14 protein-coding genes and 4 tRNA genes are annotated in these 13491 nt (G+C 67.2%); 2 read left to right on the forward strand and 16 right to left on the reverse strand.

Annotated features, from left to right (window positions below):
• Positions 1 to 4: 4 nt before the first annotated feature.
• From AC5RUU_RS11125 to AC5RUU_RS11155, 7 genes are all read right to left on the reverse strand, one after another.
• Positions 5 to 1342 carry an HRDC domain-containing protein gene (locus tag AC5RUU_RS11125; protein ID WP_493975272.1) on the reverse strand — a complete coding sequence of 446 codons (1338 nt, stop codon included), beginning with the start codon at positions 1340 to 1342 and terminating at the stop codon, positions 5 to 7.
• A 69-nt stretch (positions 1343 to 1411) separates the two neighbouring features.
• Positions 1412 to 2062 carry a DUF3000 domain-containing protein gene (locus AC5RUU_RS11130; protein ID WP_493975273.1) on the reverse strand — a complete coding sequence of 217 codons (651 nt, stop codon included), beginning with the start codon at positions 2060 to 2062 and terminating at the stop codon, positions 1412 to 1414.
• 58 nt (positions 2063 to 2120) lie between these two features.
• Positions 2121 to 3221: a threonine aldolase family protein gene (locus AC5RUU_RS11135; protein WP_493975464.1), complete on the reverse strand. Its 1101-nt coding sequence runs from the start codon at positions 3219 to 3221 to the stop codon at positions 2121 to 2123.
• Positions 3222 to 3294: 73 nt separating this feature from the next.
• On the reverse strand, positions 3295 to 4032 hold the full coding sequence (locus AC5RUU_RS11140) for an SDR family oxidoreductase (protein WP_493975274.1): 738 nt from the start codon (positions 4030 to 4032) through the stop codon (positions 3295 to 3297).
• Complete coding sequence (locus AC5RUU_RS11145) at positions 4029 to 5396, reverse strand: DUF6421 family protein (protein ID WP_493975275.1); 1368 nt, start codon at positions 5394 to 5396, stop codon at positions 4029 to 4031. Before AC5RUU_RS11145 ends, AC5RUU_RS11140 begins: the two co-directional genes overlap by 4 nt.
• Positions 5397 to 5539: 143 nt before the next feature.
• Positions 5540 to 6106, reverse strand: a complete 567-nt coding sequence (gene msrB, locus AC5RUU_RS11150) for a peptide-methionine (R)-S-oxide reductase MsrB (RefSeq protein ID WP_493975276.1) — start codon at positions 6104 to 6106, stop codon at positions 5540 to 5542.
• A 14-nt stretch (positions 6107 to 6120) separates the two neighbouring features.
• Positions 6121 to 6612 carry a hypothetical protein gene (locus tag AC5RUU_RS11155; RefSeq protein WP_493975277.1) on the reverse strand — a complete coding sequence of 164 codons (492 nt, stop codon included), beginning with the start codon at positions 6610 to 6612 and terminating at the stop codon, positions 6121 to 6123.
• A gap of 110 nt (positions 6613 to 6722) precedes the next feature.
• On the opposite strand from AC5RUU_RS11155, the gene AC5RUU_RS11160 reads away from it, so the two are divergent.
• Positions 6723 to 7982, forward strand: coding sequence for an alpha/beta hydrolase family protein (locus AC5RUU_RS11160; RefSeq protein ID WP_493975278.1), 1260 nt, complete (start codon positions 6723 to 6725; stop codon positions 7980 to 7982).
• A gap of 21 nt (positions 7983 to 8003) precedes the next feature.
• Here the strand turns inward: AC5RUU_RS11160 and ybaK are convergent, their stop codons facing one another.
• Genes ybaK through AC5RUU_RS11175 form a run of 3 tightly spaced genes read right to left on the reverse strand, consistent with a single transcriptional unit; the run spans position 8004 to position 9932 of the window.
• Positions 8004 to 8498 carry a Cys-tRNA(Pro) deacylase gene (ybaK, locus tag AC5RUU_RS11165; protein ID WP_493975279.1) on the reverse strand — a complete coding sequence of 165 codons (495 nt, stop codon included), beginning with the start codon at positions 8496 to 8498 and terminating at the stop codon, positions 8004 to 8006.
• A 15-nt stretch (positions 8499 to 8513) separates the two neighbouring features.
• Complete coding sequence (locus tag AC5RUU_RS11170) at positions 8514 to 8975, reverse strand: SufE family protein (protein ID WP_493975280.1); 462 nt, start codon at positions 8973 to 8975, stop codon at positions 8514 to 8516.
• Positions 8976 to 9005: 30 nt separating this feature from the next.
• Positions 9006 to 9932, reverse strand: coding sequence for a sulfurtransferase (locus AC5RUU_RS11175; RefSeq protein WP_493975281.1), 927 nt, complete (start codon positions 9930 to 9932; stop codon positions 9006 to 9008).
• Positions 9933 to 10160: 228 nt separating this feature from the next.
• On the opposite strand from AC5RUU_RS11175, the gene zapE reads away from it, so the two are divergent.
• Positions 10161 to 11198 (forward strand): cell division protein ZapE, encoded by a 1038-nt coding sequence (zapE, locus tag AC5RUU_RS11180; protein ID WP_493975282.1) that lies wholly within the window; start codon positions 10161 to 10163, stop codon positions 11196 to 11198.
• Here the strand turns inward: zapE and AC5RUU_RS11185 are convergent.
• The 6 genes from AC5RUU_RS11185 to AC5RUU_RS11210 form a co-directional block, all read right to left on the reverse strand.
• Positions 11195 to 12478, reverse strand: a complete 1284-nt coding sequence (locus tag AC5RUU_RS11185) for a benzoate/H(+) symporter BenE family transporter (RefSeq protein ID WP_493975283.1) — start codon at positions 12476 to 12478, stop codon at positions 11195 to 11197. The two genes, zapE and AC5RUU_RS11185, sit on opposite strands and share 4 nt — an antisense overlap.
• Before the next feature lie 162 nt (positions 12479 to 12640).
• Positions 12641 to 12904 (reverse strand): antitoxin, encoded by a 264-nt coding sequence (locus tag AC5RUU_RS11190; RefSeq protein WP_493975284.1) that lies wholly within the window; start codon positions 12902 to 12904, stop codon positions 12641 to 12643.
• A 157-nt stretch (positions 12905 to 13061) separates the two neighbouring features.
• Positions 13062 to 13133: transfer RNA gene (locus tag AC5RUU_RS11195), tRNA-Val, on the reverse strand.
• 41 nt (positions 13134 to 13174) lie between these two features.
• Positions 13175 to 13247, reverse strand: a tRNA-Gly gene (locus tag AC5RUU_RS11200).
• Positions 13248 to 13299: 52 nt separating this feature from the next.
• A tRNA-Val gene (locus AC5RUU_RS11205) sits at positions 13300 to 13371 on the reverse strand.
• A gap of 40 nt (positions 13372 to 13411) precedes the next feature.
• Positions 13412 to 13482: transfer RNA gene (locus AC5RUU_RS11210), tRNA-Cys, on the reverse strand.
• Positions 13483 to 13491: the final 9 nt, after the last annotated feature.

Consider the following 13491-nt stretch of genomic DNA (forward strand, 5'->3'; position numbering starts at 1 on the left):
AGGTCTACAGCTCCGTTGCCCCTGCCACAGCGGACTTTGGCTCCTTGGGCGGCAGCGGCTGCGGGTTGAGGAAGGCACCGGCAATCAGAGGCGCTGAAAGTTCCACCTGCCATTCACGTGCACCCAGGGACCGCAGCTCGGCGGCAACCGATGCTTCGCTGATGTGGGCGGGCGGGCGCCATGCCACACGCCGCAGGTAGTCCGGAGTCAGCAGGTTTTCCAGCGGCAGGTTCAAATCTTCGGCTTTCTCCTGCAGCAGGGGCCGTGCCGTGGCCAGCCGTGCGGCGGCTTCGGGGTCGCGGTCTGCCCAGACGCGCGGCGGCGGCGGAGCGTTGGTGACCAGGTGCAGCGGCGGCAGTTCGTCGAGGTCCCTGGCCGCTGCGATGCACCGCAGCCAGCGCGGCGCTTCACGCTGCGCCGCCCTGCCGTGGAAACCCTTGGTGCCCAGCAGTTGCGGCACGGTGGCGGGCATGGCCTTCGCGGCCGCCACGAGGGCGGAATCGGGGATCAGCCGCCCCGGCGCCACGTCCCGTTTCTGCGCCAGCGAGTCGCGCTCGAGCCATAGCTCCCGGACGGCGGCGAGCTGGCGGCGGTCCCGGATCTGGTGCAGGCCGGAGGTCTTCCGCCAGGGGTCCACCCGCGGCGGGGCAACCCCCGCGGAAAGGATGGCTGCGAACTCCTGCTCTGCGTATCCGAGCTTTCCGTCGGCCTCCAGCAGCTCGACCAGTTCTTCGCGCAGTTCGCTGAGGACCTCGACGTCGAGGGCCGCGTACCGGAGCCAGGGCTCCGGAAGGGGCCGGGTTGACCAGTCCGCTGCCGAGTGCTCCTTGGCCAGGCTGAACCCCAGGAGCTGTTCGATGACCGCTGCCAGGCCAACCCGGGGCAGCCCGGCCAGGCGTGCGGCGAGTTCGGTGTCGAAGAGCTTGTCCGGCCACATGCCCAGCTCCAGGAGGCAGGGGAGGTCCTGGGTGGCTGCGTGCAGGATCCATTCGACGCCGCGAAGGGCGTCGTTGACGATGTTGAGGTTTTCGAAGGGTTCGGGATCGATCAGCCAGGTTCCGGCGCCTTCGCGGCGGATCTGGACCAGGAATGCCCGTTGCCCGTAACGGAAACCGGAAGCGCGTTCGGCGTCAACGCCGGCGGGGCCGGTGCCGGCGGCGATGGCTGCGGCGCACCGCTCCAGCCCGGCCTGTGTTTCGATGACCAGTGGCACGCCTTCCCGGGGCGCTGCCAGCTCAATGATTTCGGGGATGGGGCTGTCGAAGCCTTCCACCTTGATATGGGGTGCGGTGTCAGCAGCCGGGGCGCCGGCCGTGGTGTTTTCCGGAATGTTAGGGGTCATGATGCCCTCAGTTTACCGGGCGGCGCGGGAATGAGGCCTGCCTGCAGGCCGGCAACGGGCGCACGTCCACTAGTTCCGGCGCCGGTGCGGCAGGGGGGTCACGCCGTCGGGCAGCGGAGGCAGGCCGGCGAACGTGCACACCATGTCCGACCATGCCTCGAGGTGCGCCTTGACGTCCGGTGACGCCGGTGTCCATGACGCCCGGAGTTCGATATCGATGGAACCAGGGCGTCCGGCAAGGGTGCCGAAGCTTTCGGAGAGGACGCGCGTGGCGGTGCCGCCGGCTGCCCGGTACGGCGCCTTATGGTTTTCGAGCGCTTCCACCAGCCAGGTCCAGGCCACCGTTCCGAGCATCTCGTCGTTGCCCATTTCCGGCTCGAGTTCTGCGCGGATGTAGGTGACAATCCGGAACTCACCGTCCCAGACCGCCGATCCCTCGGGGTCGTGCAGCAGGATGAACCGCCCGGTTGCCAGTTCCGTTTGCGAGTCGTCGCCGGTTTCCGCCGCGGCCGCCAGGGCCATCGCGGCGGGTCCGTGCAGGGGCGTGGCGGGCGTACCGGCGCCGGGCGCCAGTACTTCCGCTCCCAGGGCGACGGCGAAAGGTGCCAGGCGCGCCGGCGCGGGAATTTCCGCGAGGCGGAGTTCCTTGCGGCACTGGGCTTTCCTGAGGGTTCCCAAGGCGTGGAGGAAATCCGGGGGAACCTGGTCAAGTGCGTTCACCTTGGCAGATTACGCAACAGGCCGGGGCACGGCGGGAAGGCTCGCCGCGGCTGGCAGGCTAGGTGGCCTGCAAGGTCCGGTAATCCCGGAGTTCGCGGCGGATCGCGGCAACGAAGGCATCAACATCCTCCTCAGTGGTGTCGAAGGAACACATCCAGCGGACTTCCCCGGCTGCCTCGTTCCAGTCGTAGAAGCGGAAGGACGCCCGAAGCCTGTCTGCAACGCCCTGCGGCAGGACGGCGAAGACGCCGTTGGATTCTGTTTTCTGGGTGGGACGGACGCCGTCGATAGTGTCGACGGCGGCGCGCAGCCTGGCGGCCATGGCGTTGGCGTGCGAGGCGGAGCGCAGCCAGAGGTCGCCTTCGAGGAGCGCAATGAACTGGGCGGACAGGAACCGCATCTTGGAGGCCAGCTGCATGTTCATCTTCCGCAGGTAGACCAGCCCGTGCGCGGCCTCGGGGTTGAGGGCCACCACCACTTCGCCGAAGAGCAGGCCGTTCTTGGTGCCGCCGAAGGAGAGGATGTCCACGCCGGCATCGCGGGTGAAGTCACGAAGCGGAAGCTGCAGGTGGGCGGCTGCGTTGGCCAGCCGTGCGCCGTCCATGTGCAGTTTCATGCCGCGGGCGTGGACGTGGTCTGCGATGGCGCGGACTTCCTCCGGGGTGTAGCAGGTGCCAAGTTCCGTGGTCTGGGTGATCGAGACGGCGAGCGGCTGGGCCCGGTGTTCGTCGCCCCAGCCCCAGGCCTCACGGTCGATCAGCTCGGGTGTGAGCTTGCCGTCCGGCGTGGGGACGTGCAGCAGTTTGATGCCGCCTATGCGCTCCGGGGCGCCGTTCTCATCCATGTTGATGTGGGCGGTGGAGGCGCACACCACGGCTCCCCAACGGGGGAGCAGAGACTGCAGCGACAATACGTTGGCGCCGGTCCCGTTGAAGACGGGGAAGCATTCGATGCCCTGCCCGAAGTGCTCCTCCATCAGATCCTGCAGCCGCGCCGTGTAGTCATCCTCGCCATAGGAGACCTGGTGCCCCTCGTTGGCTGCGGCCAAGGCCGCGAGGATCTCGGGGTGGACGCCGGAGTAGTTGTCCGACGCGAAACCGCGCACGCCAGGATCGTGCAGCCGTGCGGGGGCTGTGGTTTCTGCTGTTGTTGTCGTCATGCTTTTGCTCACGCTTTCAGTCTAGGTACAGTCGCTCCGGCTGCGGGCGCTGGAGGTGCAGTCGCTGCTGCCGTTAGCCGGCCAGCCGGAGCCGTTGGCCGTTGAGTTCGTTCGCGGGAGTGTTGAAGAGCCGTACGACGGCGGCGGCCAGCTCTTCGACGTCCGTCGCCCCCGGGAAGGAGCGTTCCGGGTGGCTGCGCCTCATGCCTTCGTCCACCAGGGCCTTCACCACCAGCACGACGGCGGCAGCCTGCCCGCCGCCGTCGGGCGCCTGCGCCTTGCGGAAGCCGTCCGCCATCGCCATGGTCCAGGCTTCCGCCGCAGCCTTGGCGGCCACGTAGCTTGCCGCCCCGGCTGCCGGCCGGTCAAGGGCGGTGGAGGACACCATGGCGAACCTTCCGTGGCCGGAGGCTGCGATGTCTTCGAAGAAGACCCGGGAGACGTTCCGCAGCGTGGTGACTGCGCCCTGGTGGAGGAATTCCCAGTCATCGTCGGACTGGTCCGGGATGCCTTTGGCGCCTCGCCAGCCGCCCACCAGGTGGATCACCGCATCCACGGTCCCGGCAACTGCGGAAACTTCCTTCCGCAGCCGCTGGACCTCGTCGAGCCTGGCAAGGTCGCACGTGAGGGGCGTGACGCCGTCGCCCGCCTGCAACGCCGCTGCCTCGATCCGGTGCTGGTCTGAACCGACGGTAAGGACCCGGTACCCGGCATGATGGAGCGCGCGGGCCACCGCCACTCCGGAGGCTCCGCTGCCGCCCGTAACCAGTACGGTCAGCGGGGAGGCTTCCGTTCCGCGCGGCTCGCTCACAGGGCTGAGCTGCCGGTGATACCGGCGGTGGATTCGATGACGGGGCGCATCTTCTTCTCCAAAGCCTCGTAGAACATGGACAGCGGGAATTCGTCGTCCAGCACCTGGTCCGTCAGCGCGCGCGGGGCACCTGACAGGGGAAGGGCGTCGGGACCTTTCGCCCATACCGACGCCGGGTGGGGCGTGACGGTGGAGGAGACCAGCTGGTAGGCGGCCAGCCAGTGGGCTGCCTTGGGCCGGTCGATGGAACGCCAGTACAACTCGTCGATGCTGGTTCCGAGGGCGATGACGGCGTCCGCCACTTCATCCCAGTCGATGGTGAGGCGGGTATCGGTCCAGTGGAGCACATGCCGCTGGTGCAGCCAGGCGAAGAGGAGCTGTCCGCCCAGGCCGTCGTAGTTGCGGACCCTGCTGCCGGTGATGGCGAAGCGGAAGATGCGGTCGAAGATGATGGCGTACTGGACCAGTTTGGCGTGGCGGCGTGCCTCCGGGTCCGCCTCGTCGTCCTTTTCGATGCGGACGGATTCACGGAAGGCGGTCAGGTCGCAGCGGAGCTCTTCCAGGGCGTACAGGAAGAACGGCATCCGCTGCTTGATCATGAACGGGTCGAACGGCAGGTCGCCGCGCATATGGGTGCGGTCGTGGATCAGGTCCCACATAACGAAGGTGGACTCCGTGAGGTCCTGGTCCGCGAGCAATTCCGCGGCCCCGTCCGGCAGGTCAAGGCAGGTGATATCGGCAGCTGCCTTCAGGACGCGGCGGAAACGGGCCGCCTCACGGTCGGCGAAGATCGCACCCCAGGTGAAGGTGGGGGTGTCGCTCACCGCGACGGTTTCGGGGAAAAGGACGGCGGAGTTGGTGTCGTAGCCGGCGGTGAAGTCCAGGAAGCGGATGGGGACGAACAGCTTATTGGAGTAGTCGCCGCTTTCGAGACCCGCGATGAACTCGGGCCAGATGACCTCGATGAGGACTGCCTCCACCAGGCGGCTGCTGCTGCCGTTCTGGGTGTACATGGGAAAGATGACCAGGTGCTGCAGGCCGTCGCGGCGCTGCTCCTGCGGCTGGAAGGCGAGCAGCGAGGACAGGAAGTCGGGAACGCCGAAACCGCCGGCCGCCCACTCGGAAAAGTCCGCGCAGACAGCGTCCAGGTAGGATGCGTCGTGCGGGAAGGCGGGGGCGAGGGCGCGGACGGCGTCGACGATTGCCTGGACGTGAGTGGAAGCCTGTGCGTGGACTGCCGTGTCCGGGATTGACCCGTCCTGCAGCTGCAGCGGCTGCAGCGCCGTGGCTGCGGCCTTGAGCCGGATCCACTCGGGGTTGTTGGCGGAAATTCCCGTGACGGCGGCGGTCAGGGTTTCAGTCATCGTAGGCGGCCTTTCTGGTTGCTTGCTAACTACGGCGAGCGTAGCAAGCAACCAGCAGAACTAATCTCAAATGCGGCCCAGACCAAGAAACACTGGTGCTCAAGGCCACGGTCAACGGCCTGAGAGTGGCTGGTGCTTGCGGGTCAGGCCCCGGTGCTTCCGTCCCTGACCTGCGGTTCTTCCCGCGGGACCAGCTTCAGGGACACGGAATTGATGCAGTAGCGCTGGTCCGTGGGGGTGCCGTAGCCCTCGCCTTCAAACACGTGGCCCAGATGCGAGTCGCAGGCAGCACACCGGACCTCAACGCGGTCCATGCCAAGTGTGCGGTCGTGGATGTAACGCACAGTGCCTTCGGCCAGCGGAGCCCAGAATGATGGCCAGCCGCAGTGGGAGTCGAACTTCTCATTGCTGGTGAACAACTCCGTCCCGCAGGCGCGGCACTGGTACACACCTGAGGTGTGCGTGTCCCAGTACTCTCCCGTGAAAGGTCGCTCTGTGCCCGCCTGGCGAAGGACGTAGTACTCCTCCGGCGTCAGTTCCTGCCGCCACTCGGCCTCGCTTTTCCGGACGGCATTTTCCCGGTCCGTTGGGTTTGCCTGGTCTGTTGGCTCCCCGCCGCTGCCGGTTTCGGCGGCCGTTGACTGTGCCGCCGGATCTGCGACAGCGTGGGTGGCCCTGTTACCGAAGATGCTGTTTCCGAAGATGCTCATACGACTGTCAACGCTCAGGAGTCACCGATAAATCCCGACCCCGCGTACAGGTGCAGCACGGGGACACCCAGCCGGTCCTGCGCCTTGTTGGCCCAGTCCGTGTGGAAGGTGTCAGCCACCGCGTGGGGCCGGGTGATCACCACGGCCTGGGACGCGCCGGTGTCACGGACCCTGGATACCAGCCCGTCAACGGCTCCGCCCTCAACCACTTCACCCGATACGCCGCTGCCCAGTCCTTCCAGGGCAGCCAGCGAGACCGCCAGGGTTTCCGCCGCCTGGGCACGCTCAACGCTGGGATCAGGGGCATGGGCAGTCAGCTCACGGAAAGCCTTCGCGATGTCCAGCATGGAAAGGTTCTCCAGGAAGTCCACCAGCAGGTGCCGTTCGGTGTTGGCCGGCACCAGTACAAGCAGGCGGGTCTCCGCTCCGTCCACAAGCCGCTCGATGTTCAGGCGGTCGTCCGCCCCCAGGGGTTCTTCGGTCAGGATGACGATGGGATCACTCATGGCCATAGCCTAGCCCTGTGCATGGGGAGCCGCACCCGGTCTCCGCCTGGCCGCGGGGCGCGCCCGCTGCGAAATGCGGGCTTCCGTCCGGGGGCGGTAAGAATAGTGCCATGGCTCTTTTCCAGCGCACCCGTCAGGCCCGTGTTGTTCCCGCCAGCGATTCCGGCGGCATGTCGCTTCGGGCCAAGTGGACCATCGGCGGGGCCATTGGCGGCGGCGCCTTGGCCGGACTCCTTGCCACCGGTTCGTCCGCCCTGGCCGTCTATTTTGCGCGGCGGGTCATCACACCATCCCGGCAGCGGACGGCGGATCAGGAGGTGCTGGCCGTTATCCGGGACGGCCACAAGCACCAGGTGATTTTTGCCGCCACCGATGACACCACCGTGGACGGGATGTACGGCTTCTTCTTCGACGGCGGCAGAGGACACGCGCGCATCGGCCGCATCGTGTCCTATTCACCGGCCGAGCGGACAGTCCTGCGTGAGGTGGAAGCCGTGTACTCCGGTGACCTCTCTGCCACGCGCTGGGGCTGGTGGAGCGGCGCCGTCTACCCCGACCCGGCAGCCGCCGGACTTCCTGCCGAGGATGTGGTGATTCCGGTCGAGCTGGGCGAGGCGCCCGCCTGGCTGGTGCGCGCCGGCGGTACCGCCCGGACCTGGGCGGTGATGGTGCACGGGCGCGGCGCCACCCGGCAGGAGGCGCTGCGTGCCGTAGGGCCCGCGCTGGAACTGGGGCTGACCAGCCTCCTGGTGTCCTACCGGAACGACGGACTGGCGCCCTCGGCCGGCGACGGCCGGTACGGCCTGGGCTCCACGGAGTGGCGGGATATTGAGTCTGCCATCGAGTTCGCGCTCGCCAACGGAGCCGAGGAAGTGGTGCTGTTTGGCTGGTCGATGGGTGGCGCCATCTGCCTGCAGACAGCCGACCTGTCCCGTTACCGCCACCTGATCCGGGCCATGGTGCTCGATGCTCCGGTCATCGACTGGGTGAACGTCCTGGCGCACCACGCACAAATCAACCGGATCCCGTCGCTCGTGGGCCGCTACGGGCAGCTCATGCTTGGGCATCCGCTGGGCCGCAGGCTTACCGGACTCGCCGCGCCGGTGGACCTGAAAGTGATGGACTGGGTGTCGCGTGCCGTGGAACTTCGAACCCCAACGCTGATCCTGCACAGCGTGGACGATGAGTACGTGCCCTACAAGCCGTCCACGATGCTGGCGGAGCGGAACCCGGAGATGGTCACTTTCGAGCCCTTCCACCACGCCCGCCACACCAAGGAATGGAACGTCGACCCCGAACGCTGGGAGCGGCTGGTGAAAGCCTGGCTGCGGCAGCAGCTGGCGCCGAGGCTGAACCCGGGCACAAGGTAGCCGGCCGCAGCCGTACGGCACCTACCCCAGCGAGCTGATGGGTGCCGTGGCAGCGTCAGTAAGGCGGACAAGGTCCGCGGGGGCGAGCTCGATATCCAAACCGCGCCTCCCGCCGGAGACGAGCAGGGTCTGGAGCCCCAGGGCGCTTGAGTCCAGCACGGTGGGGGAGGGAAGCCGCTGGCCGAGCGGCGAGATCCCGCCGAGGACATACCCGGTGCGCCGCTGGGCTGCCGCCGGGTCCGCCATCACTGCCTTCTTCGCCCCCACGGCGGCGGCAAACGCCTTGAGGTCAAGAGTGCCGCTGACGGGCACAATGCCCACCGCCAGCTTTCCCTCCACCTCGACCATCAGGGTTTTGAAGACCCGGGCGGGATCAATCCCGAGGACTTGCGCCGCCTCGGCCCCGTAGCTGGGTGCGGACGGATCGTGGGTGTACGGGTGCAGAACAAAGGGAACCCCGGCCGCGGTCAGTACCGCTGTGGCCGGAGTTCCCTGTGCAGCGCTCTTGCGTGCCACCGGTGGGCAGGCGGATCAGGCGCGGACGCCGTTGGCAGCGGCGACCTTGCGCTTGATCCTTCCCAGCATCGCCGTCATGCCGCGCATGCGCAGCGGCGTGATGGCCCGGGTGAGGCCGAGCAGCTCCGGCATGTCGTCCGGCACCGAGAGAATCTCTTCAGGTGACAGGCCGTCCAGGCCCTCATGCAGGACACCGGCAAAACCGCGGGTGGTGGGCGCCTCAGCCGGGGCCTTGAAGAAGAGGCGCACGGCAGGTGCCTGGCCGCCGTCGTTCTTTTCCGTCTCGATGGTGAGGAACAACGGCGACTGGCACTCCACAACCTGTTCCAGCAGTTCGGGATGGTTGTTCAGCCGCTCCGGAAGCGCCGGCAGCCCCTCGGAGAACTCCAGCAGCAGTTGCAGTCTCTCGGGTTCGCTGAGGGCCTGGAAGTCGTCGACGATCGCCGCCAGGGCGGAAGGCAGGGCTTGAGTAGTCATCAGTCCAAGTTTACGCGGCACAGGGCCGCGTCAGACTCCTGCCGCAACGGCGACGGAACCGCGCTCCGCGCCCTTGACGATCGGAACGCGCACCGCGTTGCCCCACTCGGTCCACGAACCGTCATAGTTGCGGACGGACTCGAAGCCCAAAAGGTACTTAAGGGCGAACCAGGTGTGGCTGGAACGCTCGCCGATGCGGCAGTAGGCCACGACGTCGTCGCCCTCGGTAAGGCCGGCTTCGCCAAGGTAGATGGCCTCGAGTTCCTCGCGGCTGCGGTACGTGCCGTCGGCAGCGGCTGCGCGTGCCCACGGGACGGACGCGGCAGTGGGGATGTGGCCGCCGCGCAGGGCCCCCTCCTCCGGGTAGGCGGGCATATGGGTGCGCTGGCCGGTGTACTCCTCGGGGGACCGGACGTCGATGAGCGGGCCGGTGCCCAGGTGCGCCAGGACGTCTTCCTTGAACGCGCGGATGGGGGCATCATCGCGGTCAACGACGGGGTAGTTGCCGGGCGCCGGAGCAGGCTTGTCCTTCGTCAGTTCACGGCCTTCGGCAATCCACTTGTCCCGGCCTCCGTCGAGCAGCCGGACGTCCTTGTGGCCGAAAAGGGTGAAGACCCACAGGGCGTACGCGGCCCACCAGTTGGATTTGTCGCCGTAGATGACCACAGTGCTGTCGCGGGAAATGCCCTTCGACGCCGCGAGTTCGGCGAAGGCGGCCCCGTCCACGTAGTCCCGGGTCACCTCGTCATTCAGGTCGGTGTGCCAGTCGATTTTCACGGCACCCGGGATGTGGCCTGTTTCGTACAGGAGGACGTCCTCATCGGATTCCACGACCACCAGGTCACCGCCGGCCACGGCACCGCTCTCAAGGGCTGCTGCCAGCCACTCGGTGGAGACCAGGCGTTCCGGGTGGGCGTAGGCAGCGAACTTCTCGTTTTGTTCAACCGGGTAGGGCATTGGGGATGGCCTTTCATTACGAAGACGGGAGACCGCCGGACCTGGAATGGCGCCGGCGTTGGAACCTGCTCCCACACTAGCCAGCGCCGCCGGCGATGTCCGTATTCCGTTAACAGGACGAAATGTTGCCTTCATCACGACGGCGGCGGAAGCAGCCAGTGGAGCCGGGAGCCAGGCCGCATTGCCGGTATTCTTTCTGGGGACCTCCTACCAGCAGAACGGACCACCTTGGTACAGATCGAACAGCTTGCCGCCCGCACTCCGGCAGTTTCGGTGGATGAACTCCTCCAGGGCTTCTATCCCTCGCCGCGGTTCGGCCAGGTGTCATTCGCGAGCTACCGTCCGGACCCCAAGCAGCCCAGCCAGGCCGCGGCCGTCAGGGGGCTTCAGGGTTTCGCCGACGGCGTGGGGTCGGCCAACGGCGGGGGCCTGTTCAAAAGGATGTTTGGCAAGAAGGACGAGTCCCGCGCCGGGATCTACCTGGACGGCGGTTTCGGCGTTGGCAAGACCCACCTGCTTGCCTCGCTGTGGCACGCGTCCCCCGGCCCCAAGGCCTTCGGCACATTCGTGGAGTACACCAACCTGGTGGGCGCCTTGTCCTTCCGAAAGACCGTGGATGCGTTGAGCAGCTACAAGCTTGTGTGCATTGACGAGTTCGAGCTGGACGATCCGGGCGACACCGTCCTTATGTCCCGGCTGATGCGCGAACTGGCCGACGCCGGCGTCAAGCTGGCCGCAACGTCCAACACGCTGCCTGGTTCGCTGGGCGATGGCCGGTTCGCCGCGGTGGACTTCCAGCGTGAAATCCAGGTGCTGGCGGACCAGTTCGATGTCATCCGGATCGACGGCGAAGACTTCCGGCATCGAGGACTGCCCGCCGCGCCGGCGCCGCTCAAGAACAGCGAGCTCTCGTCGCACATGAAAGCGGAGTTCGACGGCAAGACCGTGGCCCAGGACGAATTCTCCACGCTGATCCACCACCTCGCGGGCGTGCACCCGAGCCGCTACCGGCAGCTGATCGACGGCATCGACGGCGTGGTGTGGCGGAATGTGGAAACCATTACCGAGCAGGCTGTGGCGCTCCGGTTCGTGGTCCTCGCCGACCGCCTCTATGACAAGGACGTCCCGATCCTTGCCAGCGGGGTCCCGTTCGACAAGCTTTTTACCGAGGAAATGATGACGGGCGGCTACATGAAGAAGTACTTCCGCGCCGTCTCCCGCCTCACCGCGCTGGCCCGCGAGGGCCAGAACCACGAACCGTCCTAGGTTTCCTCGCGGTCACCGGCGGCCGGGGCGGGAGTAGCGTCCTCCGGGCTTGTCCTCTCCGGCCTGGTATTCCCAGGGCGCGGCAGCAGCAAGGCCCGTACCGCAAGGCCGGCCAGCAGGGCCCAGAAGGCGGAACCCACCCCTGCGAAAGCCAGCCCCGAGGCCGCTGTCAGGAACGTGACGGACGGTGCGATGCGGTCCTCCGGGTCGGCCAGCGCCGCGGAGATCGCGGTGGCCAGGGTCCCCAGCAGCGCCAGTCCCGCCACCGCTTCGAGCATCCCCTCAGGCGCGGCATTGACCAGGGTCACGAGTGCTGCCGAAAACGCAGCCAGGACCAGGTAGGCCAGGCCCGAGGTGAACCCGGCCACCCACCGCCTGCTGCGGTCGGTGCCGGCCTCTTCGCCGGCGGCCAGCGCGGCGCTCAGCGCGGCAAGGTTGATGGCATGCCCGCCGAACGGGGCGCCGAGCGCGGTGCCGGCGCCGGTTACCAGCATGGCGGGCCGCCAGGGCGTTTCGTATCCAAAGGACCGCAGCACCGCCACTCCGGGAACGTTCTGCGATGCCATGGTCACCACGAACAGCGGAAGGGCTATGCCCACCATCGCCTGCATGCTGAAAGACGGCGTAATCCAGGCCAGGGTGGGCAGCACGGCTGCCTCACCCAGCCCCGTCCCGCCGGCTGCCAGTGAGATGCCGATAACTCCGAGCGCAACCAGCAGGGCACCCGGCACGGCCCAGCGCGGCGCGAACTTCATCATCAGCAGCCAGCAGATGACGACCGGAGCGACGAACAGGGGAACGCTGCCCAGGGCCTTGAACGGTGCCAGGCAGAGTTGCAGGAGCACACCGGCAAGCATCGCCTGCGCCAGCGACGTCGGGATTCCTGCCACCAGCCGGCCCAGTGCCGGCACCAGGCCGGTCAGGGCTATCAGGACGCCGGTGGCAAGGAAGGCACCGACGGCGGCCGGCCACCCGCCGTCGACCGCCCCGGACGCGGCAAGCAGCGCCGCCCCGGGAGTGGACCACGCCAGGGTCACCGGAACCCTGGAACGCCATGCCAGCAGCAGAACGCCGACGCCGACGGCCAGCGTCAGCGCCAGCAGGCCGGAAGCGGCCTGGGCGGGGTCGGCACCCACGGCCTTCAGGCCGGCCAGCACCACGGCGAAGGATGAGGTGAAGCCCACAAGGGCAGTCACGATGCCCGCAACGATGGGCCGGGAATCCAACCTGGACGGTGCGCCGGCCAGGCGGGGTTTACGGGGTGCCTGGTACTTCTGCATACCCGCAGGTTACCGGCGCCGCCGGCCAGGCAGGAATCGGAACCGTGCACCGGCCGGATGCGCGGGCAGCCGGACCCGGTTAAACGCCCAAGGCGCGGGTGCCGCCTCCCGGCGGGACCCGCGCCCCGTTGACGTACTAGGGCAAAGCCCTGGCCAAATCCTTTACGGAGTCCTGTCAGCCGGCGGAGCCGGGTTGACGGGAGGAACCGGGGGAACCTGCTCGGCGGCAGGTGCCTGGCCCGGAGTTCCGTTCTTGTCAATGAGCTTGGAAGCGCCATTCTGGATCTTGTCGACGTGGCCCGAGTACTTGCCTCCGGTCTTGGTGTCGACGAAATCGCCGGCCTTGCTGATGCCGTTCTTGATGGCCTGCTCGTTGCCGCGGATGAGACCCTGAGCCTTGCCCTTTAGGTCGCCAATTAGTCCCACGAGCACCTCCCTTCAATCGCGGAGCCAGGTCGCTCCTCCGCATTCGATCCTAGACCCGCTGGGGAGGCCTGCCAAGGAAAACGGGGGCTTTTGGCGTTCGCCGGCAGCACAATACACAGGGCAACAAAAAAGCAGCTCCGGAGAGCTGCTGCATCTGTGGGCGATACTGGGATCGAACCAGTGACCTCTTCCGTGTCAGGGAAGCGCGCTACCGCTGCGCCAATCGCCCGGAACCGGAAGACCGGCATATGGGTTGTGTAGAAGTAAGAGAGCGGACGACGAGATTCGAACTCGCGACATCCACCTTGGCAAGGTGGTGCTCTACCAGCTGAGCTACGTCCGCATGTGCGTTCCGGCCGGGACCGGACTGCGTTGTGGCAAGTGACCTTGCCGAGTGGGCGATACTGGGATCGAACCAGTGACCTCTTCCGTGTCAGGGAAGCGCGCTACCGCTGCGCCAATCGCCCATTGCACCCGGAATGCATCCGGAAGCCATGGTTTTCACCGAGGTGGGTACGGGATTCGAACCCGTGTATACGGCTTTGCAGGCCGCTGCCTCGCCTCTCGGCCAACCCACCGTGTAAGCG

This window comes from Arthrobacter sp. K4-10C (assembly GCF_059090085.1).

What these genes read in the sequence shown, in the direction of transcription:
- AC5RUU_RS11135 (WP_493975464.1), bottom strand. Translation starts at nt 3,221, where the DNA reads ATGACGACAACAACAGCAGAAACCACAGCCCCCGCACGGCTGCACGAT.
- msrB (WP_493975276.1), bottom strand. Translation starts at nt 6,106, where the DNA reads ATGAGCATCTTCGGAAACAGCATCTTCGGTAACAGGGCCACCCACGCT.
- AC5RUU_RS11175 (WP_493975281.1), bottom strand. Translation starts at nt 9,932, where the DNA reads ATGCCCTACCCGGTTGAACAAAACGAGAAGTTCGCTGCCTACGCCCAC.
- AC5RUU_RS11125 (WP_493975272.1), bottom strand. Translation starts at nt 1,342, where the DNA reads ATGACCCCTAACATTCCGGAAAACACCACGGCCGGCGCCCCGGCTGCT.
- AC5RUU_RS11160 (WP_493975278.1), top strand. Translation starts at nt 6,723, where the DNA reads ATGGCTCTTTTCCAGCGCACCCGTCAGGCCCGTGTTGTTCCCGCCAGC.
- AC5RUU_RS11170 (WP_493975280.1), bottom strand. Translation starts at nt 8,975, where the DNA reads ATGACTACTCAAGCCCTGCCTTCCGCCCTGGCGGCGATCGTCGACGAC.
- AC5RUU_RS11145 (WP_493975275.1), bottom strand. Translation starts at nt 5,396, where the DNA reads ATGACTGAAACCCTGACCGCCGCCGTCACGGGAATTTCCGCCAACAAC.
- AC5RUU_RS11185 (WP_493975283.1), bottom strand. Translation starts at nt 12,478, where the DNA reads ATGCAGAAGTACCAGGCACCCCGTAAACCCCGCCTGGCCGGCGCACCG.
- AC5RUU_RS11155 (WP_493975277.1), bottom strand. Translation starts at nt 6,612, where the DNA reads ATGAGTGATCCCATCGTCATCCTGACCGAAGAACCCCTGGGGGCGGAC.